We start from the raw sequence: 19591 nt of genomic DNA, 5'->3' as shown, positions 1-19591 counted from the left end.
CCGTGCATCAGACCGCGTCGGAGAGCGAGGTGAAGGTGAAATCGCGCAGCTTCATCGGCGGAATCATCATCACAAAGTTCGACTCGTCACCGGCCACGCGCACCGGCTTGCCCAGTTCTTCGATGTTGTTGAGCATGATCACCGGCGACTCGTTGAAGCGGAAGTTCTTGACCGGGTACTTGATCTGGCCGTTCTCGATGTAGAAGGTGCCGTCGCGGGTGAGGCCGGTGAGCAGCACGGTCTGCGGATCGACCATGCGGATGTACCAGGTGCGGGTGACCAGGATGCCCTTCTGGGTGCCGCGGACCAGCTCGGCGGTGCTCTTGTCGCCACCGCTCATCAGCAGGTTGCCCGGGCTGGCATTGGCGGTCTTGCCCTGTTTCTGCGCCCAGAACCGCGAGTACTCCAGGTTGGCGACCTTGCCGTTCTCGATGATCGGCAGCTTGGTGCGTGGCATGCCTTCGCCGTCCCACGGCAGTACCGGCGCATCCGGGTGCCACGGATCGGCGTGCATGTTCACGCGCGGGTCGTAGACCTGCTCGCCGAGCTTGTTGCCGCCGCCCTTCCTGGACAGGAAGCTGCGCCCTTCGTCAGCCGAGCGTGCGCTGAAGAAGTTCATCATGAAGCTGATCAGGCCGGCGGCCGCGGCCGGCTCCAGGATCACCGTGTACTTGCCCGGTTCCAGCGCCTTGGCTTCCTGGGACTCGGTAGCCTTGCGCATGGCGATCTGGATGTCCTGGTCGGCCTTGAAGTCGGCGGCATCCTTGAGGTTGCGGCCGACCCAGCCCGAGCCGCGGCCGTCTTCGGTGCGCACGGTGCAGGTGTAATCGAAGTTGGTGCTGCGCTGGTAGCCGAAGTTGCCGTTGCTGTTGGCGGTGGCGTAGAAGCCCTGGCCGTCTTCCAGGAAACCAGCGGCGATCAGGCCGTGACCACGGCACGGCGCGATCGAATCGGCGGCGACCTTGGCACGGAAGGCCGGATCGATGGCGGCGGTGGAGGCGCTGAAGGTCGGGCTGGGGGTGTAGGTCTGCTTGCCGATGGCCGGCATGAACTCCGGGTTCTCCGGGGCCAGGCGGGCCAGGTCTTCGGCGCGGCGCACCACGCGCTCCAGCGCGGCATCGTCGAACTCGTTGATCGAGGCGGTGCCCACGCGCTTGCCGAAGGCTACGGTGACGGCCAGCTCGGTGTTGTCCACGATGCCGCTGGTGGAGACGTTGTTGAGCGCGAAACGGATGTTGCCGTTGATCGAGCCGGCCAGCACGGCGGTGCACTCATCGGCCTTGGACAGCCCGATGACCTTGTCGAGGATGGCCTTGGCCTGGGCTTCGGTGAAGATACTCATGATTCGTAGGCTCCTGACCGGTCAGCCGAGGCTGCGCGCGGTGTTGATGACGTTGATGCCGTTGAAGCGCGCGGTGGACGAGCCGTGCGAGACCGCCGAGACCTGGCCCGGCTGGCCCTTGCCGTCGAAGAACGAGCCGCCCAGGCGGTAGTCGCGCTCATCGGCCACGGCGCTGCAGGCGTTCCAGAACTCCGGCGTGCGGATCTGGTAGGCCACGTCCTCGAGCATGCGGGTGATCTTGCCGTTCTTGATCTCGTAGAACAGCTGGCCGCCGAACTGCGCGTTGTAGCGCTGCTGGTCGATCGAGAACGAGCCGTCGCCGATGATGTAGATGCCGTTTTCCACGTCCTTGACCATGTCCGCCACGCTCAGCGGGGTCTTGCCCGGCGCCATGGAGACGTTGGCCATGCGCTGGAACTGCACGCTGGACCAGGAGTCGGCGTAGCAGCAGCCGTCGGAGGCGGTCTTGCCGAGGATGTGGGCCTGGTCGCGGATGGTCTGGTAATCCACCAGCTTGCCCTCGCTGATCAGGTCCCAGCGCTTGGTCTTGACGCCCTCGTCGTCGTAGGCGACCGCGCCGAGGCTGCCCGGCTGGGTCTTGTCGGCGAAGATGTTGACCTTGTCGCTGCCGTACTGGAAGTGCTGCTCGCGCTTGTCCAGGGTGGCGAAGCTGGTGCCGGCGTAGTTGGCTTCGTAGCCGAGCACGCGATCCAGTTCCAGCGGATGACCGATCGATTCATGGATGGTCAGCCAGGTGTGCGACGGGTCCAGGACCAGGTCGTACTTGCCCGGCTTCACCGACGGTGCCTTCAACTTTTCCTGCGCCTGCTTGGCTGCGGCGATGGCGTCTTCCTTCATGTCGTAGGACGAGCTGTAGTTGACCACCCCGTTCGGGGTGAGCACCTTGCCGGCGGCGGCGCCGTCCAGGTACTCGTAGCCCATGCCCATCGGCGAGGACAGGCCTTCGCGGGTGCGGAACTTGCCGCTGGCCTTGTCGATGGCGGTGATCGTCATCGGGGCCCAGATGCGGTGCACGTCCTGGTCGATGTAGGAGCCATCGGTGGAGGCGAAGTACTTCTGCTCGTTGACCAGGAACAGCATCGAGTTGACGAAGCTGGCCCCGGCGGCCAACGCGGCGGCGTTGACGTCCAGCAGCAGGTCCACCTTCTCCTTGATCGGCACGTCCATGGCGTTCTTGCGGATCGGCGTCTTCCAGCTCACCTCGCCCACGCCCGGCGCGGACGCCAGCTGCACCGGCGCGGTCTGCACGCCGGCATTGGCCTTGGCGATCGCGGCGGCCTGCTGCGCGGCACGCGCCACGTCGGCGGTGCCGAGCTGATTGGTGGCGGCAAAGCCCCAGGCGCCGTTGACGATCACGCGGATGCCCACACCGGTCGATTCGGTGTTGACCACGTTCTGCACCTTGTCCTCTCGGGTGATCACGAACTGGCGCAGGTAGCGCCCGATGCGCACGTCGCAGTAGGTGGCGCCGGCCTGGCGCGCAGCCGCCAGCGCCGCATCGGCCAGGCGCTTCTTCAGCCCCAGGTCGAGGGTGCTGTGCAGCTGTTCGGCGGCGATCACCTTGCCGAAGAACGACGGCACGATCAGGCCGCCTGCGGTAAGCCCGGTCAGGGCAAGGAAGTCACGTCTTTGCAAGGCAGCTCTCCACGTTGGTGTGGGGGGGCGGGGAAACGGCGACGGCCCGGGACAGGTTCATCCCAGGCTGCGCGCGGTGTTGATGATGTTGATGCCGTTGAAGCGGGTGGTGGACGAACCGTGCGAGACCGCCGAGACCTGGCCCGGCTGGCCCTTGCCGTCGAAGAACGAACCGCCGAAGCGGAAATCGCGTTCGTCGCAGATCGCGCTGCAGGCATTCCAGAACTCCGGCGTGCGGATCTGGTAGGCGGCATCTTCGACCATGCCGGTGATCTCGCCGTTGCGGATCTGGTAGTACAGCTGGCCGCCGAACTGGGCGTTGAAGCGCTGCTGGTCGATCGAGTACGAGCCGCGGCCGTGGATGTAGATCCCGTTCTCCACGTCCTTGATCATCTCCGCCACGCTCAGCGGCGCCTTGCCCGGCGCCAGCGACACATTAGCCATGCGCTGGAACTGCACGCTGGACCAGGAGTCGGCGTAGCTGCAGCCATGCGATTCGGTCTCGCCAAGGAGGTGCACCTCATCGCGCGTGGCCTGGTAATTCACCAGGATGCCGTCCTTGACCAGGTCCCAGCGCCGGGTCTTGACCCCTTCATCGTCGTAGCCCACCGCGCCCAGGCTGCCGGGGGCGGTCTTGTCGGCGAAGAAGTTGACCCGCTCGCTGCCCCAGCGGTAGCCGGCTGCGCGCTTGTCCAGGGTGGCGAAGCTGGTACCGGCGTAGTTGGCCTCGTAGCCCAGCACGCGATCCAGCTCCAGCGGATGGCCGACGTTCTCGTGGATGGTCAGGAACAGGTTGGAGGGGTCCAGCACCAGATCGTACTTGCCCGGTTTGACCGACGGCGCCTTGAGCTTCTCGCGCGCATGCCGGGCGGCGGCGATGGCATCTTCGACCGGGTCGTAGGAGTCGCGGTAGGCGGTGATGCCGCCGGGCAGGGCGATCTTGCCGCTGGCCTCGCCATCCAGGAATTCGTAGCCCATCCCCATCGGCGAGGACAGCCCGGCGCGGGTGCGGAACTTGCCGGTGGCCTTGTCGATGGCGGTCGCGGTGAACGGCAGCCAGATCCGGTGCACGTCCTGGTCGATGAACGAGCCGTCGCTGGAGGCGAAGTACTTCTGCTCGTTGACCAGGAACAGGGTGGAGTTGATGAAGTTGGCGCCGGCATTGAGCGCGGCGGCATTCAAGCTCAGCAGCAGGTCCACCTTGTCCTGGATCGGCACGGCCATCGCGTTCTTGCGGATGGGGGTCTTCCAGCTCACGTCGCCCACCCCGCGTACCGGCGCCAGCTGCACCGGCCTGCTCTGCACGGTGGCATTGGCACGGGCGATGGCGGCGGCCTGCTCGACCGTGGCCAGCACCGCGGCCGGGGTCTTCTGGTGGGTGGCGGCAAAGCCCCAGGCACCGTTGACGATCACCCGGATGCCGATGCCCGAGGACTCGCTGTTGGTGATGTTCTGCACCTGCGCCTCGCGGGTGATCACCGCCTGGTTGAGGTAGCGGCCGATGCGCACGTCGCAGTAGCTGGCGCCAGCGCGCCTGGCCGCGGCCAGCGCGGCCTCGGCCAGGGCCTTGTTGCGGCCCGCGTCACCGGGCTCGAGCAGCTGCTCGGCGGCGATCAGGCGGGAATGCGGCAGCATCAGGCCCGCCAGGCCCATGCCAGACAGCGTCAGAAACTCACGGCGTTGCACAGCTTGCGATTCCCCGGGTACGGTCGGCGGCAGGTCGCCGGCGACAGTGGACAAGTCCTCGACTTTCGGTGGCCGCCGGCAGTGGCACAAGTGACTGCGGTCATGGTTGGATGGAGGCTGTCGAATTCATCTTGAGTCGTCCATGACCCAGCAGCGATGGTCCGAAGCCTGCGAACGCAACCGCGACCCGATCCTGGCGGTGCTGCGCCGTCACCTGCATGACTGCCATGCGGTGCTTGAGATCGGCAGTGGCACCGGCCAGCACGCCGAATATTTCGCTGAGGCGCTGCCGCACCTGCACTGGCAGGCCAGCGACCATCCGGACCATCTGCCTGGCATCGCCGAGCGCCTGGCCGCCGCCGCGCTGCCCAACGCACCGGCACCGTGGCCGTTGCAGGCGGTGCTGTCGCCGCAGCCGGGCCTGGCACCGCTACCCGATGCCGTGCCTGCCTTCGATGCGGTGTTCAGCGCCAACACCCTGCACATCATGAGCTGGGCGCACGTGCAGGCATTGTTCGCCGGGTTGCCCGCGGTGATGGCGGACGACGCGCTGCTGTGCATCTACGGGCCGTTCAATGACCACGGCGATTTCAGCAGCGACAGCAACCGCCAGTTCGATGCGTGGCTGAAGGCGCGCGATCCTGCTGCGGGCATCCGCGACGCGGAGGCGGTGGATGCGCTGGCGGCCGCGCAGGGGATGCGGCTGATCGACGACGTGGCGATGCCGGCCAACAACCGGTTGCGGGTGTGGCGGCGTGGAGGGCGGTGATGAGTTGCGGGGTGGAGAGCCGGCCTGTGGTGGGGTTCGGCTGGGGTGTTTGGGGTGGGCGAGTGTCGGGTCGGGTTTACCGGTAGCCGACCAACGGTCGGCTCTACGGTGGGGGCCTGCGGTTGGGTTTGCGCGTAGCCGACCAACGGTCGGCTCTACGGTGGGGACCTGCGGTTGGGTTTGCGCGTAGCCGACCAACGGTCGGCTCTACCGGCTGCTGGCGTCGCTGTCATGCCACCTGCACGATATGCAGCGCGCGCGGGTTCTTCCATTGGGCCAGCAACGTCGCCTCGCGCGCCTTGGCTTTGTGCAGGTGCGCTTCCTTGACGTGGCCGTAGCCGCGGATGTGTTCGGGGATGCTGGCGATCTCCACCGCCAGGGCCACGCGGTCATCGCTCAGCCCGTCCAGCAGCAGGGCCACGGTCTGTTCGTAGTCGGCGATCAGCTGGCGTTCGCCACGGCGTTCGGCGGTGCGGCCGAAGACATCGAAGCGGCCGCCGCGCAGGAACTTCAGCTTCGCCAGCAGGCCGAATGCCTTGAGCATCCACGGGCCGTATTCCTGCTTGATCAGGCGGCCCTGGTCGTCCTTCTTCGCGAACAGCGGCGGGGCCAGGTGGAAGCGCACCTGGAAATCGCCTTCGAACTGCTGCTGCAGGCGACGCTGGAACTCGCCGCTGGTGTACAGCCGCGCCACTTCATACTCGTCCTTGTAGGCCAGCAGCTTGAAGTAATAGCGCGCGACGGTTTCGGTGAGCGCGGTGCTGCCCACGGCGTCCCACTCGGCCGCCCGCACCTTGTCCACCAGCGCGCGGTAACGCGCGGCGTAGGCGCTGTCCTGGTAATCGGTGAGGAAACGCACGCGGCGCTCGATCAGCTCGTCCAGCGAGCGCGACAGGCGCTCGTCATCCAGCGGCAGGAACGCCACGTCCTCGCCCACGCCATGGCCGGGCAGGCCGCGCAGCTCGCGCTCGTCGCCGGTATCGCGCGGTGCCGCGTTGGCGCCCCATTCGTTGCCTTCCCACTCGCCCGGGGGCAGGTCGTGCAGCGGGCCGGGCGTGCGTTCGGCATCGGTGTGGCTGTTGCGGACCAGGCCGGCGGCCTGCTGCACCGCCTGCGGGTCGACCGCCGCCAGGCGGCCCCAGGCGAAGGCCTGCTGGTTCATCGCCACCGCCGCGCCGTTGAGCTCGATCGCGCGCATCAGCGCCTCGAAGGAGATCGGCACCAGCCCCTGCTGCCACGCGTAGCCGAGGATGAACAGGTTGGCGGCGATCGCATCGCCCAGCAGCGCGGTGGCCAGCTGGGTGGCGTCCAGCAGCATCGGCTCGCGGCCGCCCAGCGCCACGCGGATGCCGGCGATGATGTCCGCCGCCGGGAACTGCATGTCCGGGCGGGTGGTGAATGTGCCGGGCATCGCTTCATAGGTGTTGAGCACCACCTGCGAGCGCTCGGCGCGCACCTTGGACAGTGCCCAGTAGTCGTTGACCACCACCATGTCGCAGCCCACCACCAGGTCGGCTTCGCCCGCCGCGATGCGCACGGCGTGGATGTCCTCGGGCGTACGCGCGATGCGGATGTGGGTGGTGACCGCGCCGCCCTTCTGGGCCAGGCCGGTCTGGTCGAGCACGCTGGCGCCCTTGCCTTCCAGGTGGCCGGCCATGCCCAGCAATGCGCCGATGGTGACCACGCCGGTACCGCCGACGCCGGTGATCAGGATGTTCCAGGGCTGCTCGAGCGTGCTGCGGAAGGTCGGCGCCGGCAGGTTGTCCAGCAGCGCGGTCTTCGCACTGCGCTCGCCCTTGCGCGGCTTGCCGCCGTGCACGGTCACAAAGCTGGGGCAGAAGCCGGTGGTGCAGCTGAAATCCTTATTGCAGTTGGACTGGTCGATGTCGCGCTTGCGCCCGAACTCGGTTTCCTTCGGCAGCACCGACACGCAGAAGCTCTTCTGCCCGCAGTCGCCGCAGCCTTCGCAGACCAGCGAGTTGACCACCACCCGCTTGGGCGGATCGACCAGCTTGCCGCGCTTGCGGCGGCGCCGCTTCTCGGTGGCACAGGTCTGTTCGTAGATCAGGATGCTGGTGCCCTTCACCTCGCGCAGCTGCTTCTGCACCGCGTCCAGCTCGGCACGGTCATGGAACTCCACCCCCTCCGGGAACAGCTCGCGCTTGTTCCACTTGCCGATCTCATCGCTCACCAGCACGATCGTCTGCACGCCCTCGGCGCGCATCTGGTGGGCGATCTGCGGCACGCTCAGGGTGCCGTCCACCGGCTGCCCGCCGGTCATCGCCACCGCGTCGTTGTAGAGGATCTTGTAGGTGATGTTGACCCCGGCGGCGATCGCCTGGCGGATCGCCAGCGAACCACTGTGGAAGTAGGTGCCATCGCCGAGGTTCTGGAATACGTGCTCGGTCTCGGTGAAGGCGGCCTGCCCGGCCCAGGTGACACCTTCGCCCCCCATGTGGGTGAAGGTGTCGGTGCTGCGGTCCATCCAGGTGACCATGTAATGGCACCCGATCCCGCCCAGCGCGCGCGAGCCTTCCGGCACGCGGGTGGAGGTGTTGTGCGGGCAGCCGGAGCAGTAATGCGGCACGCGCGGGAAACTGGCGCGCGGCAGGGCCAGCTCGGCTTCCTTCTCATCCATCCAGCGCAGGCGCTGTTCGATGGATTCATTGCTGACGCCGCTGGCGTGAAGCAGGCGCTGGATGCGGCGGCCGATCACCCCGGCGATGGTGGCCGGGGTGAGTTCGTTGGTGGAGGGCAGGATCCACGTGCCCGCCTCGTCGTACTTGCCGACGATCGACGGACGCGGGCCGGCACTGGCTGGCCAGTTGTAGAACTGCTCCTTCATCTGGCGCTCGATGAAGGCGCGCTTCTCCTCGACCACCACGATGTCTTCCAGGCCCTGGGCGAAGCGCGCGATGCCCACCGGCTCCAGCGGCCAGGTCATGCCGACCTTGTACACGCGGATGCCGATGTCGGCGCAGGCCTGCTCGTCCAGGCCCAGGTATTCCAGCGCCTGCAGCACGTCCAGGTAGCTCTTGCCGGTGGTGACGATGCCCAGCCGCGCGCGCGGCGAATCCATCACCACCCGGTCGATGCCGTTGGCGCGCGCGAATGCCTGCGCGGCCTTGACCGCGTAGCGGTGCAGGCGCATCTCCTGGTCCAGCGGCGGGTCCGGCCAGCGGATGTTGAGGCCGCCGGCCGGCATCTCGAAGTCCTCCGGCAGCACGATCTTCCGCGCGAACGGGTCGACCTGCACCGAGGCCGAGGACTCCACGGTCTCGGCAATGGTCTTGAAGCCGATCCAGCGCCCGGTGTACCGGCTCATCGCCCAGCCGAGCAGGCCCATGTCCAGGATGTCCTGCACGCCGGCCGGGTTCAGCACCGGCATCATCGCGCTGACGAACTCGTCTTCGCTGCCGTGTGGCAGGGTCGAGCTGCGGCAGGCGTGGTCGTCGGCGGCCAGCGCCAGCACGCCGCCGTGCACCGAGGTGCCCGCGGCATTGGCATGCTTGAACACGTCGCCGCAGCGGTCCACGCCGGGGCCCTTGCCGTACCACATGCCGTACACGCCCTGGACCTTCGCACCCGGGAACAGGTTGGTCTGCTGGGTGCCCCAGACCATGGTCGCGCCCAGGTCCTCGTTGAGGCCGGGGGTGAACTTCACCCGCGCCGCCTCCAGGTGCTGGCGCGCCCGCCACAGCTCCAGGTCGAAGCCACCCAGCGGGCTGCCACGGTAGCCACTGATGAAGCCGGCGGTGTCCAGCCCGGCGGCCTCGTCGCGCAGCCGCTGCATCAACGGCAGCCGCACCAGCGCCTGCACCCCGCTCAGGTAGATGCGGCCATCGGTACGGGTGTACTTGTGGTCCAGCGTGTAGCTGGCGTCCAGGCCGCCGGCATCGGGCCGGTTGGCGGAGGAGGGCGAGGTGAGTTCGGCGGTACTGGTCATGGCTGGCCCGGGAAGTCGGCTGGCACGGCCGCAGCGAACACGACCGGAAAGGCGCGGATTGTAACAGTGGTGCCGAAATGGCCCCGGGCACTCGCGCCCGGGCGCACGCTGGGGTTAGGATCGGACCGGGAGGTTGTTGTGACAACCCGGGGGAGTTTGCATGGCAGTGGCAAGACACAGGCTGGCCGGCGTGATGCTGGCGGCTGGATTGATGGTGGGGCAGGTGGACATGGGAATGGCGGCGCAACCGCTGCCGGCACTGCAGGAGTTCTACTTCGACCAGGACGCGGCCGCCGTGCCGGTGGTGGTGGTGCCCGGCAACGGCGCCGACCTGGTGGAACAACTGATGAAGCAACGCGAGCGCGGCCGCAAGGCGCTCGATGCCACCGTGCAGCTGGCCGGCGTGGCGATCGCCCAGGGCCGCCCGGAGCTGGGCCGCAGCCTGTACGAGGAAGCCCTCGGCAGTGCCGCGGCCACCACGGCCACCGGGCGCACGGTGCGCTGGAATTACGGCTGGGACCTGTTCCGGCTGGGTGAGGTCGAGCCGGCGCTGGCGCAATGGAACAGCGCCCAGGCCGGGATGCGCGGCAATGCCGCCTGGGTGCCGCCCACCTACGCACTGGCGCTGTGGACGCTCGGCCGCAAGGACGAGGCGGTGCGCTGGTATGCCGCCGCGGTACGCACCGAGCCGCAGCAGTGGAGCGACAGCAGCCACTACGCCGCGCTGCTGCCGAGCTGGCGCGACAGCGAGCGCGCCACCCTGGCCGAGGTGCAGCAGGCCTGGGCGGCGCAGCCGCCGGCTTGGCCCTGATCCGCGGGCGGGCCGTCCAGTGCGGCGCCCACGTGGCGGGTTGCCTCGCGCGGTGGGCACCGGCGTCGACCAAGGTCGCCGCCGGCGCCGCGTGCGCCTGGGCTAGGCCGGTCTGATGGCGGTGGATGCCTTCGCGCTGATCCTGGCCATGCTCGGCCTGGGCATGCTGTTCGCGCGCCTGCGCGCGCTGCCCGACAACAGTGCCGAGGTCCTCAACCGCGTGGTCCTGTACGTGTGCCTGCCCGCGGCGGTGCTCACCTATGTGCCGCGCCTGCAGCTGGACCTGGGCCTGGTCGGGCTGATGGCCACGCCCTGGCTGTTGATGCTGGCCAGTTGGGCGCTGGTAACGCTGGCCACGCGCAGTCTCGGTTTCGCCCGTGACGTTCACGCGGTCCTGTTGATCTGCGTCGCCCTGGCCAACTCCAGCTTCATCGGCTACCCGATGGTGCGCGCGCTGCTTGGCGACGCGGCCCTGCCGTACGCGGTGGTCTACGACCAGTTCGGCACGTTCGTGCTGCTGTCCACCTTCGGCCTGTACGTGATCGCCCGGTACAGCGGTGATCGGCCCCCGTCCGCGCGCCAGGTGCTGGCCCGCATCGCGCGCTTCCCGCCGGTCTGGGCGCTGCTGTTCGCGCTGGTGCTGATGCCGGCCCAGCCGCCGCAGTGGATCGGCACGGCGCTCAGGCAACTGGCCGATGCCATGCTGCCGCTGGTGATGCTGGCGGTGGGCCTGTCGATCCGGCTGCGGCTGTCGCGCGCCGAACTGACCCCGCTGGGCGTCGGCCTGCTGCTCAAGCTGCTGGTCATGCCGGCGCTGGCGTTGCCGCTGGCCTGGCTGTTCGGGCTGAAGGGCACGCTGCTGCAGGTCAATGTGCTCGAATCGGCGATGCCGACCATGATCACCGCCGCCGCGCTGGCGATCTCGCACCAGTTGGCGCCGCGGCTGGCCGCGGCGATGGTGGGCTATGGCATCGTGCTTTCGCTGGTGACGCTGCCAGCGTGGGCGTGGGTGCTGCGGCACCTTGGATAGGCACCGGTAGAGCCGACCGTTGGTCGGCTGCTCTATCCAGGGCCACCGACACCGCACAAGAACCGGTAGAGCCGACCGTTGGTCGGCCGCTCTACCCAGGGCCACCGACACCGCACAAGAACCGGTAGAGCCGACCGTTGGTCGGCTGCTCTACCCAGGGCCACCGACACCGCACAAGAACCGGCAGAGCCGACCGTTGGTCGGCTGCTCTACCCAAGGCCACCGACACCGCACAAGAAACGGTAGAGCCGACCGTTGGTCGGCTGCTCTATCCAGGGCCACCGACACCGCACAAGAACCGGTAGAGCCGACCGTTGGTCGGCTGCTCTATCCAGGGCCACCGACACCGCCGACCCACGAAGCAGCCGACCAACGGTCGGCTCTACGCGCCGGCGATCGGCGTTACTCGTCGGCGCTGACCGTGCGCCCACGGGCCCAGTCGCGCAGCGCGTTGACCTGCTCGGCCATCAGCACGGACAACGGCCGGCTGCTGCGGATCTCGGTCATCAGCAGCTCGGTATCCAGCACCCGCGTCTCGGCGTGCGCCGCGTACAGCCCGGCCACCACCGCCTGTTCGATCTCCGCGCCGGAGAAGCCCTCGCTGGCCGCGGCCAGCGCCGGCAGCGCGAAGTCGTCGGCATTGAGCTGGCGCCGGCCCAGGTGTAGGCGCAGCAGTTCCACCCGGGTATTGGCGTCGGGCAGGTCGATGAAGAAGATCTCGTCGAAACGGCCTTTGCGCAGCAGCTCGGCCGGCAGTTCGTGCACCTGGTTGGCGGTGGCCACGATGAACACCGTGCCCTTGCGCTCGGCCAGCCAGGTCAGCAGGTGGCCCAGCACGCGCCGTGACACCCCGCCGTCCTCGCCCCCGCTGGCCAGGCCCTTCTCGATCTCGTCGATCCACAGCACGCACGGGGCCAGCTGCTCGGCCGACGCCAGGGCCTCGCGCAGGTTCTTCTCGGTCTCGCCGTGGTACTTGTCATACAGGCTGCCGAAGTCCAGCCGCAGCAGCGGCACCCCGAACCCGGCCGCGGTGGCCTTGGCCAGCATCGATTTGCCGCAGCCCTGCACGCCCAGCAGCAGCATGCCCTTGGGCGGGTCCAGCCCGGCCGGGCCCTGGCCGCCGAGGAAGATCGGCCGGCGCTGGTTGACCCAGCGCTTGAGGCGGTTGGCTCCGGCCACGTCGGCAAAGCGGGTGGTGTCGTACTCGTAATGCAGGTGGCCGGCGCGGTTGAGCAGCTCGAACTTGAGCCGGGCCAGCTGCGGCAGGTCGTCCTGGCTGAGCGCGCCATCGGCGAAGATCAGCTGGCGGCCGATCCGCCGTGCGTCGACCATGCTCAGGCCGCGCAGGTTGTGCAGGATCTTCTGGACCGCTTCGTTGTCCACCTCGACCCGGCGCCCGCCGTTCTCGCGCGCGTAGGCCTCGGCCTCCTCGCGCAGCATCTTCAGCAGCGCGTTGAGGTCGGGCAGGCGCGGGTTGAAGCGGGTGGCCAGCGCCTCCAGCTCGGCCGGCAGTTCCACCTTGGCCCCGATCAGCACCAGCACGTGGGCCTGGCAGTGGCGGCGCTGGATCAGGTCGCGCAGCGCGCGCTGGTGGCTGGCATAGCCAAGGTAAGGGTGGAAATCGAGCAGCAGGTAGATCCCGCGCTGCTCGGCCTGGCGGATCATCTGCAGCGCCGCGCTGGCATCGGGCGGGCCGACCGCGTCATCCTCGCGGTCCATGTCGATGCGGCGCAGGCCTTCGGTGATCGACCAGCGGTGCAGGGCGCGCCAGACATGCATCAGGGTCTGCCGGAACAGCTCCACGATGCGACCCTCGTCCTGGGTCTCGATGATGATCAGCGGGGTATTGGCGCGAATCAGCGCACTCAGGTCCTGTAACTCGCTCATGCCGGCTTGCAATCCTTTGGATCGCGCACGATAGCAAAGCGACGGCCCGCACAGGGGTTCAGCCGCGCGACTATCTCCGTCACGGACGGCGGTGTACGCTGCGATGACGTTCCCCGGAAGCGAGGCTGGCATGAAGACGATCCTGGTAGCCGGTTCCAAGGGTGGGGTGGGCAAGACCACCGTCGCCACCCACCTGGCGGCGCATGCCGCATTGGACGGCAAACGGACCGTACTGGCCGACGCCGATCCGCAGGGCTCCAGCACCCGCTGGGCGCAGCGCCGCTCGATGCTGGAAAGCGCCGTGCTGCCGATCGACGTGTACCGCAAGAAAGCCTGGGAGAAGCTGATTCCCGATGGTACCGACGAGGTCATCATCGACGCGCCCGCAGGCGCATTGGCCGACGATCTGGGCCACTTCCTCGATGTTGCCGATGCCGTGGTGGTGCCCGTGCTGCCGTCGGCGCTGGATATCGAAGCCATCGTCGGCTTCCTCAACAGCCTGTCCAAGGTGCCCCGCGTGCACCGCCGCGCGCTGCCGGTCGGGCTGGTGCTCAACCGCACCAAGCCCTGGACCCAGACCTCCCAGCAGGCCATCCAGATGCTGGCCGAATGGCCCTATGACGTTGTCGCCCAACTGCGCGACAGCCAGAGTTACGTGGTGATGGTCGGGCTGGGACGCAGCCTGTTCGATTACCGCTCCGCGCAGGTGCGCGAGCACCAGAGTGACTGGGAGCCACTGTTGAAGTGGCTGAAGAAAGCCTGATCCAGAAGAGAGCCTTTATGCGAGAACTGATCCTGCTGCGCCATGCCCACGCCGAAGCCGCCGGTACCGGCCAGGCTGACCTTGACCGCCCGCTGTCCCCGATCGGCCTGGCCGAAGCGGAAGCGGCCGGCCGCTGGCTGAAGGAGAACAACCTGCTGCCCGACTGCGTGCTGTGTTCGCCGTCGCGGCGGACCCGCGAAACCCTGGAGGCCGTGCTGGGCATCACCGGCTTCGTCGAAAAGCGCCTGGAAGATGGCGTCTACGACGCCACCCCGGGCACCTTGATGGGCCTGATCGAGGCCCGGAGCGATGTCGACCGGCTGCTGGTGGTCGGGCACAACCCGGGCCTGGAACAGCTGGTGGCGCTGCTGAGCGAAGGCACCAGCAGCGACTACCGGGGCATGCCGCCCGGTGGCATCGCCGTGCTGGCCTTTGACCGCGAGGCCAGCATCGAACCCGGCGTGGCCAGCCTGACCGCCTTCTGGTGGCCGTAGCCCATGACGGTAGTGCGCGCGCTGCTGGGCGGCCTGCTGGCGCTGGCGTCCTACGCGGCCTGCGCTGAACCGCCGGTCCCGGCCCCGGCTGGGGTCCCGCGCCAGGTGCTGGAGTTCGATACCGCGCGTTCGCGCTTCGGTTTCGAGATCCGCACCCGGCTCGGGCAACGCATCGAAGGGGTGTTCCCGCGTTTCGAGGGACGCATCGAGGTGCTGTCCGATGGCCGCCACCAGGTCCACCTGCGGATGTTCACCCGCTACGTCGAGATCCCCGGCAAGAACCGCTACACCGGCTGGATGCGCGGGGAGGAATTCTTCGATTCGGCCCGCTACCCGGTGGTCGAGTTCGACTCGGTTCCCTATCTGCCCGAGGTGGTGGACAAGGGCGGCGGGGTCCAGGGCCGGTTGATCCTGCGCGGCGTCAGCCACCCCGAGACCCTGCGGGTGGAGCCGGCGGAGTGCCCCCGGGCCGGGTATGATTGCGATGTCGTCAGCCGCGGTACCGTGCAGCGTGGCCGGTATGGAATGGACAGCTGGCAACTAGCATTGAGTGATCGAGTGACCTTTGTACTGCGAGCGCGTCTGAGCGAGGCGCCCAAACCGTGACCCCATTGATGCGTGTGGTGATGCTGGCAACGCTGTTGCTGGTCGGCGGCTGTGCGTCGCTGTCCAATGCACAGCGCGACCGTGCCGCCGGCATCGCCGTGCAGGCACGCTCGAGCGTGGTCGACTGCACCCAGCCGGACCGCTGCGCCCTGGACTCGCCGCTGCGCGCGCTCGGCGGCAAGGCCTTCTCCGAATCGACCGAGGCCGCCCCGCGCCACTACGCCACCATCATCGATGAGGGCGAGGTGTCGCTGGTCGCCCGGCTCAACCTGATCCGCAGCGCCACCCGCAGCATCGACCTGCAGACCTACATCTTCGACAAGGACGACAGCGCCCGGCTGGTGCTGGACGAACTGCTCGCCGCCGCCCGGCGCGGGGTCAAGGTGCGCGTGCTGATCGACCAGCTCTCGGCCATCTCCGACCTGCAGATCCTCGGCGCGCTGGCCAGCAGCCACCAGAACTTCGAGCTGCGCGTATACAACCCGACCTTCGGCAAGGCGCGGCTGAACTATTTCGATTACGCCGGCAGCGTGCTCTGCTGCTTCCGCCGCTTCAACCAGCGCATGCACAACAAGCTGCTGGTGATCGACGACGCGCTGGGCGTGGTCGGCGGGCGCAACTACCAGGACGACTATTACGACTGGGACAGCGAGTACAACTTCCGCGACCGCGACGTGCTGGTGGCTGGCCCGGAAGTGCGCGAGATGACCACCAACTTCGACGCGTTCTGGCGTGCCCCGCGCAGCGTCCCGGCCGAACGCCTCAACGATGTCGGCCGCACCCTGCTGGACCAGGGCGCCCCGCAGATGCCCGCCACCGCCTACCGCCATCCCGAACGGGTGGAGCGGGTCAGCGCGGAGGCCAGCGATCCGGCCTACATCACCCGCGCCTTCGTCGACACCGCCTTGCCGGTGGCCTCGGTGCGCTACGTGGCCGACCTGCCGCGCAAGCATCGGCGCGAGCGCGCCAGCCAGCCGGCCAATGGCCAGCACGTGACCGAGCCGCAGCTGGATGCGCTGATCGCCAGTGCGCAGAGCGAAGTGTTGCTGCAGACCCCGTATCTGGTGCTGTCCAAGCCGGCGCGAAAGCTGTTCGGCGACCTGCGCAAGCGCGAACAGGCGCCGCGCATCGTGGTGTCCACCAACAGCCTGGCGGCCACCGACAACCCGATCGTCTACGCGCTGTCCTACAAGTACAAGCGCCGCAACATGCGCGAGCTTGGCTTCAACCTGTACGAGTTCAAGCCGTTCCCGCTGGATGCGCCGGTCGACTATCGCAACCTGCTGCCGGCGCCGCTCGGCGACGCACCGCCCCCGGACGGCAAGCGCAACAGCCTGATCGGCGGGAGCGCGGCCGGCAGCAATGCACGCGGCAGCGCCAGTGGCGGCAGCCGTCGCAGTGCCGATGCCGGCGCCGCGATGCGGCCGGCCAGTGTCGATACCGATACCGATACCGCCGCCGACCCGCCCCGGCGCCAGCCCACGCCGGGCCCGGCCGCACGCCGCCGCACCGATGGCAGCGTGGTCGAACGGCGCGTGCTGCGTGCCGAAACCCGGCCCTCGTTCCTGGGCACCAAGGCCGTCAACAAGCCGCTGCCGGTCACCCGCACCGGCGCGCGCATGGGCCTGCACGCCAAGTCGATGGTGGTCGATCGGCGTATCGGCGTGATCGGCACGCACAACTTCGACCCGCGCAGCGAGAACTACAACACCGAAGGCGCGGTGATCATCGACGACCCGGTCTTCGCCGAGGCGCTGGCCCAGAGCATCCTGCGCGACATCCACCCGCAGAACTCCTGGACGGTGGCCCCGCGCACCAAGCCGCCGGTGCTGTCGGGCCTGAACTACAGCGTCGGCAAGGCCTCCGAGGCTTTGCCGGTGCTGGATTTCTGGCCGTGGCGCTACGCCACCGATTACGAGTTCCGGCCCGGGCCGAACTGCCCCGAGCCGTTGCGTCGCCAGGACAAGGACTTCCACACCTGCTACGTCTCGGTCGGTGACTTCCCCGAGGTCAACGTCGGCCCGAAGTGGCTGCTGGTGCGCATGCTCACCGCCTTCGGCGCCGGCCTGGTGCCGATCCTGTAATTCCTTTCGTCGCACGGAGACGCCGCATGGCCCAGGTATTCCGCGAAGCGGTGTCGATCGAGGCACTCAACGCACTCAGCCGCACCACCCTGATCGACCATCTGGGCATCGTCTTCACCGCGGCCGGCGAGGACTGGGTCAGCGCCACCATGCCGGTCGACGAACGCACCCGCCAGCCCTACGGCATCCTGCATGGCGGCGCCTCGGTGGTGCTGGCCGAAACCCTCGGCAGCAGTGCCGGCAACCTGTGCGTGGACACCACCCGGCAGGTCTGCGTGGGCCTGGAAATCAACGCCAACCACATCCGCGCGGTGCGCGGCGGCGTGGTCACCGGCACGGCGCGTGCCATCCACGTGGGCCGCAGCACCCACGTCTGGGACATCCGCATCGAAGATGAGGGTGGCCGCCTGGTGTGCACCTCGCGGCTGACCCTGGCGGTCGTGCCGGCGGTCGCCCCGGCCTGAGCGCACTACGCCGCGGATGCTGTGTTGCGCCGGTCGGCACAGTGCGCCGGCGCACAGTCGGCTGACGCGCTGTGCCAAGGACGGGCAGTGGCTTGACCCCCTGCGGTGGCTGGCCCGCCCGCGCCATCGATTTGTCCGGTTCGCGCTGGCAGACCCCGCGGCGCTCCGGTATCGTTCGCGGATGAATTCCCCCACCCCGGCCTCACGTGGCGGCGTGGCGCGTGTGTGCCGTTATCTGTACCGCGTACCGCTGCTGCTGGTCCACCTGTTGCTGTTCCTGCCGATGCTGCTGATCGCCATGCTCCCGCCATGGGGACGCATGCGCGTGGGCACGCGCCTGTTCGAGCATGCCGCGGTCAACGCATGGTCCGGCGGGCTGATGTGGATCTTCGGCTTCCGCCTGCAGCGGATCGGCACGCCGCTGCCGGGTGCCGTGCTGTTCGTGGCCAATCACGTCAGCTGGGTGGACATCTCGGTGCTGCACAGCCAGCGCATGATGGGCTTCGTCGCCAAGCGCGAAATCGCCGGCTGGCCCGTGGTGGGCTGGTTGGCCGCGCGCGGCCAGACCATCTTCCACCAGCGTGGCAGCACCGAATCGCTCGGTGGGGTGATGCAGGAAATGGTCGTGCGCCTGCGCGAGGGCAAGGCCGTGGGCGTGTTCCCGGAAGGACGCACCCGCGGCGGCCACGACGTCGGCCCGTTCCATGCGCGCATCTTCCAGGCCGCCGTCGAAGCCCAGGTCCCGGTGCAGCCGGTGGCGCTGCGCTACGGCTGGCGCGGTGACGCCCAGACCATCGTCGCCTTTGGTCCGAGGGAGAGTTTCTTCGCCAACTTCCTGCGCCTGCTGGGAGAACCGGCGCGTCGCGCCGAGGTGCATTTCCTGGCGCCGATCGGGACCCATGACCTGGAAGGCCGTCGCCGCATCGCCGAAACCTCGCGCGCGCGCATCCTGGCGGCGATGTCCGCCGAATAGTGCATGGCGGCCCTTCACGCGCCGGCGTCGCCATCGGGAGCAGTCTGCCGCCCATGTTGACCGCTGCCGACTATCAACCCCCGCGTTGGCTGCGCAATCCGCACCTGCAGTCGATGCTCAGCTCCAGCCGCATGCGCATGCAGCGTGGGCTGATGCTGCTTGCCGCCACCGGCGCGGTCACCGAGGAACTGATCCTGGACGGTGGCCAGGGCGTGCGCCTGCAGGGCTGGCACAGCCACGTGGAAGGCCGCGAGCCGATTGGCATGGCGCTGCTGCTGCATGGCTGGGAAGGCAGTGCCGAGTCCAGCTACATGCGCATGACCGCCGCGCGCATGCTTGAGGAAGGCTTCGACGTGGTGCGGCTGAATTTCCGCGACCACGGCAATACCCATCACCTCAATCCCGGCATCTTCCATTCCAATCGCATCGACGAAGTGGTGCACGCCGCCAGCGATATCGCCCTGCGCTGGCCGCAACTGCCGCTGGTGGCGGCCGGTTACTCGCTGGGCGGCAACTTCGTGCTGCGTCTGGCATTGCGGGCGCCCTCGGCCGGGGTGCCGCTGCGCCGGGTCGCGTCGGTGTGCCCGGTGCTCGATCCGGCCATCACGATGGAGAGCATCGAGAACGGTCCGGCGATGTACGACTGGTACTTCCGCCGCAAGTGGGCCGGCTCGCTGCGCCGCAAGCGCGACCTGTTCCCCGAGCTGAGCGACTGGGACGACCGCGTGCTCAAGCTGGACATCCGCGCGCTGACCGCCTGGCTGGTCGAACACCACACCGACTTCGGCTCGCTGCAGGCGTACTTCGACGGCTATTCCATCGCCGGCGACCGCCTGGCCGAGCTGGCCGTGCCGGCGGACATCCTGATGGCCAAGGACGACCCGGTGATTCCCTTCGCGACCTTCAACGGCTGGGGGCTGCCGGCCCACGCCCACCTGGAGATCGCCCCGTGGGGCGGCCATTGCGGCTTCCTGGAAAACTGGCGCGGCGACGGTTTCTCCGAGCGCTGGGTGGCCCAGCGGCTGCGCATCGAAGCCCTGCGCTGAGCCGGCCCGACGGCGGCCCGCCGGGCGCGGCGCG

Annotated in this window: 15 protein-coding genes; 10 read left to right on the top strand and 5 right to left on the bottom strand. The window is 68.5% G+C overall.

All coding sequences use genetic code 11. The features are described 5' to 3' along the window. Window positions 1-7: 7 nt before the first annotated feature. The 3 genes from AC06FD_RS11995 to AC06FD_RS11985 are packed head-to-tail and all read right to left on the bottom strand — an operon-like array spanning window position 8 to window position 4684. Entirely contained in the window at window positions 8-1342 is a 1335-nt protein-coding gene (locus tag AC06FD_RS11995) for a TldD/PmbA family protein (protein ID WP_259207836.1), read from the bottom strand. Between the two features lie 21 nt (window positions 1343-1363). Next, complete coding sequence (locus AC06FD_RS11990) at window positions 1364-2998, bottom strand: TldD/PmbA family protein (protein WP_478077919.1); 1635 nt, start codon at window positions 2996-2998, stop codon at window positions 1364-1366. A 57-nt stretch (window positions 2999-3055) separates the two neighbouring features. Further along, window positions 3056-4684, bottom strand: coding sequence for a TldD/PmbA family protein (locus tag AC06FD_RS11985; protein ID WP_259208221.1), 1629 nt, complete (start codon window positions 4682-4684; stop codon window positions 3056-3058). 142 nt (window positions 4685-4826) lie between these two features. Between AC06FD_RS11985 and AC06FD_RS11980 the strand changes: the two genes are divergently transcribed. Then, a complete protein-coding gene (locus AC06FD_RS11980) occupies window positions 4827-5453 on the top strand; it encodes a DUF938 domain-containing protein (RefSeq protein ID WP_478077918.1) in 627 nt (208 codons plus the stop codon). Between the two features lie 229 nt (window positions 5454-5682). On the opposite strand, the gene AC06FD_RS11975 is transcribed toward AC06FD_RS11980, so the two are convergent. Further along, the gene (locus tag AC06FD_RS11975; protein WP_259207831.1) at window positions 5683-9399 is read right to left on the bottom strand and encodes an indolepyruvate ferredoxin oxidoreductase family protein; all 3717 of its coding nucleotides are present in this window, start codon (window positions 9397-9399) and stop codon (window positions 5683-5685) included. A gap of 160 nt (window positions 9400-9559) precedes the next feature. Between AC06FD_RS11975 and AC06FD_RS11970 the strand changes: the two genes are divergently transcribed. Together AC06FD_RS11970 and AC06FD_RS11965 are read left to right on the top strand one after the other, a co-directional pair. Further along, window positions 9560-10210, top strand: a complete 651-nt coding sequence (locus AC06FD_RS11970; RefSeq protein WP_259207829.1) for a tetratricopeptide repeat protein — start codon at window positions 9560-9562, stop codon at window positions 10208-10210. 115 nt (window positions 10211-10325) lie between these two features. After that, window positions 10326-11240, top strand: a complete 915-nt coding sequence (locus tag AC06FD_RS11965; protein ID WP_478077917.1) for an AEC family transporter — start codon at window positions 10326-10328, stop codon at window positions 11238-11240. Between the two features lie 402 nt (window positions 11241-11642). On the opposite strand, the gene AC06FD_RS11960 is transcribed toward AC06FD_RS11965, so the two are convergent. Continuing rightward, window positions 11643-13127 carry an AAA family ATPase gene (locus AC06FD_RS11960; protein WP_259206921.1) on the bottom strand — a complete coding sequence of 495 codons (1485 nt, stop codon included), beginning with the start codon at window positions 13125-13127 and terminating at the stop codon, window positions 11643-11645. A 130-nt stretch (window positions 13128-13257) separates the two neighbouring features. Between AC06FD_RS11960 and AC06FD_RS11955 the strand changes: the two genes are divergently transcribed. From AC06FD_RS11955 to AC06FD_RS11925, 7 genes are all read left to right on the top strand, one after another. After that, window positions 13258-13890, top strand: a complete 633-nt coding sequence (locus AC06FD_RS11955) for a ParA family protein (protein WP_259206919.1) — start codon at window positions 13258-13260, stop codon at window positions 13888-13890. Window positions 13891-13907: 17 nt separating this feature from the next. Next, complete coding sequence (locus AC06FD_RS11950) at window positions 13908-14384, top strand: SixA phosphatase family protein (protein WP_259206917.1); 477 nt, start codon at window positions 13908-13910, stop codon at window positions 14382-14384. 3 nt (window positions 14385-14387) lie between these two features. After that, the gene (locus AC06FD_RS11945) at window positions 14388-14990 is read left to right on the top strand and encodes a YceI family protein (RefSeq protein WP_259206915.1); all 603 of its coding nucleotides are present in this window, start codon (window positions 14388-14390) and stop codon (window positions 14988-14990) included. Next, window positions 14987-17074 carry a phospholipase D family protein gene (locus AC06FD_RS11940; protein ID WP_478077916.1) on the top strand — a complete coding sequence of 696 codons (2088 nt, stop codon included), beginning with the start codon at window positions 14987-14989 and terminating at the stop codon, window positions 17072-17074. Before AC06FD_RS11945 ends, AC06FD_RS11940 begins: the two co-directional genes overlap by 4 nt. Before the next feature lie 26 nt (window positions 17075-17100). After that, complete coding sequence (locus tag AC06FD_RS11935; protein ID WP_259206911.1) at window positions 17101-17538, top strand: hotdog fold thioesterase; 438 nt, start codon at window positions 17101-17103, stop codon at window positions 17536-17538. A gap of 181 nt (window positions 17539-17719) precedes the next feature. Further along, window positions 17720-18511: a lysophospholipid acyltransferase family protein gene (locus AC06FD_RS11930; RefSeq protein ID WP_478077915.1), complete on the top strand. Its 792-nt coding sequence runs from the start codon at window positions 17720-17722 to the stop codon at window positions 18509-18511. A gap of 56 nt (window positions 18512-18567) precedes the next feature. Next, on the top strand, window positions 18568-19557 hold the full coding sequence (locus AC06FD_RS11925; RefSeq protein WP_259206946.1) for a YheT family hydrolase: 990 nt from the start codon (window positions 18568-18570) through the stop codon (window positions 19555-19557). The last annotated feature ends 34 nt before the right edge of the window (window positions 19558-19591 follow it).

The organism is Stenotrophomonas sp. Steno-Z1 (assembly GCF_056393175.1).
Note: the sequence above shows the minus strand (reverse complement) of the source record. Positions and strands in the feature narration are given on the sequence as shown.

Excerpts from the sequence above, each read along its gene's own strand:
- AC06FD_RS11980 (WP_478077918.1), top strand. The coding sequence starts at position 4,827 with ATGACCCAGCAGCGATGGTCCGAAGCCTGCGAACGCAACCGCGACCCG.
- AC06FD_RS11935 (WP_259206911.1), top strand. The coding sequence starts at position 17,101 with ATGGCCCAGGTATTCCGCGAAGCGGTGTCGATCGAGGCACTCAACGCA.
- AC06FD_RS11960 (WP_259206921.1), bottom strand. The coding sequence starts at position 13,127 with ATGAGCGAGTTACAGGACCTGAGTGCGCTGATTCGCGCCAATACCCCG.
- AC06FD_RS11975 (WP_259207831.1), bottom strand. The coding sequence starts at position 9,399 with ATGACCAGTACCGCCGAACTCACCTCGCCCTCCTCCGCCAACCGGCCC.
- AC06FD_RS11995 (WP_259207836.1), bottom strand. The coding sequence starts at position 1,342 with ATGAGTATCTTCACCGAAGCCCAGGCCAAGGCCATCCTCGACAAGGTC.
- AC06FD_RS11930 (WP_478077915.1), top strand. The coding sequence starts at position 17,720 with ATGAATTCCCCCACCCCGGCCTCACGTGGCGGCGTGGCGCGTGTGTGC.
- AC06FD_RS11950 (WP_259206917.1), top strand. The coding sequence starts at position 13,908 with ATGCGAGAACTGATCCTGCTGCGCCATGCCCACGCCGAAGCCGCCGGT.
- AC06FD_RS11965 (WP_478077917.1), top strand. The coding sequence starts at position 10,326 with ATGGCGGTGGATGCCTTCGCGCTGATCCTGGCCATGCTCGGCCTGGGC.
- AC06FD_RS11970 (WP_259207829.1), top strand. The coding sequence starts at position 9,560 with ATGGCAGTGGCAAGACACAGGCTGGCCGGCGTGATGCTGGCGGCTGGA.
- AC06FD_RS11945 (WP_259206915.1), top strand. The coding sequence starts at position 14,388 with ATGACGGTAGTGCGCGCGCTGCTGGGCGGCCTGCTGGCGCTGGCGTCC.
- AC06FD_RS11955 (WP_259206919.1), top strand. The coding sequence starts at position 13,258 with ATGAAGACGATCCTGGTAGCCGGTTCCAAGGGTGGGGTGGGCAAGACC.